At 63.6% G+C, this 828-nt stretch carries 1 pseudogene; it reads right to left on the bottom strand.

The annotated features are described in order from the left end of the window. A pseudogene (locus AC1DYD_RS41460) lies at window positions 1–265 on the bottom strand (SAM-dependent methyltransferase); the annotation flags it as partial. Between the last annotated feature and the right edge of the window lie 563 nt (window positions 266–828).

Below are 828 nucleotides of genomic sequence, written 5' to 3'. Positions count from 1 at the left end.
CCTGCGCACCGCGCTCGCGAAGCATCGCGAGCGCCGGGGCGCTGATGTCCACGAACTGCGTGCCCTCGATCGGCAGACGTGGTCTCAGGCCGGGCCCAACCTCGAGCCGTCGTCCGGACTCGGGTAGCAGGGATCGCACGAGCGGCCAAGTATTGAACCGTTGAGGCTCGACGAGGCGAGCACCGGACCAGAGCAAGTCGTAGAAGCGGCGATTCTGGTCGAGAAGCTCGCTCGCGCTGCGCGTCTGCGAAGGCCTTGGCTGCATCGTTCCGCCAGTGTAGCAGTGGCCAAATGACGGCTCCACCCAACCCGGCAGCTCCGCTTCATCCCCCGATGGCGCTGCGCCTGCTCCAGCACGCCGGCATTGAAGTCGCTGGGGTTCATGAAGGGAACCAGCACCGTGATGTGGGCAGGGACGCCAAGGTTCGATGTCGCATCGAGGCGCTCACGCAGCGCTCCCACCAGGGATTCGGCGCCGGGGACCTTCACGATAAAGGCGGATATGGCCACGGTCGTCATCGTACGGGCACTTCGTTTGCACAGCCGCTTCTGGCCGACAGTTCCAGTTCGTAGTTCGGGCTCGAAGGTCGGCTCACGCTGCGTACTCGACCTTGCTTGTGAGAAATCGAGGGCCTGCAGGGCCGGGCTGTCTCAGTTGAAGGAAATGTGCGCGGTCTGATGGCGAGGGTCCTCTCGCATTCGCGCGAACCATCCGAGGACCTCAAAGAAGATCCCCGAGGCACTGCCTCGGGGAAAATCCACCAAGTTAGGGTGGAGGAGACAATCGGCGCACCAGAAACGGATGGTCAAGGGTCCCTGTCTGTAGGC

The sequence above is a fragment of the Variovorax sp. P4_B11 genome (assembly GCF_056402355.1).
The sequence above is the reverse complement of the archived record's forward strand: the minus strand, read 5'-3'. Positions and strand labels throughout refer to the sequence as shown.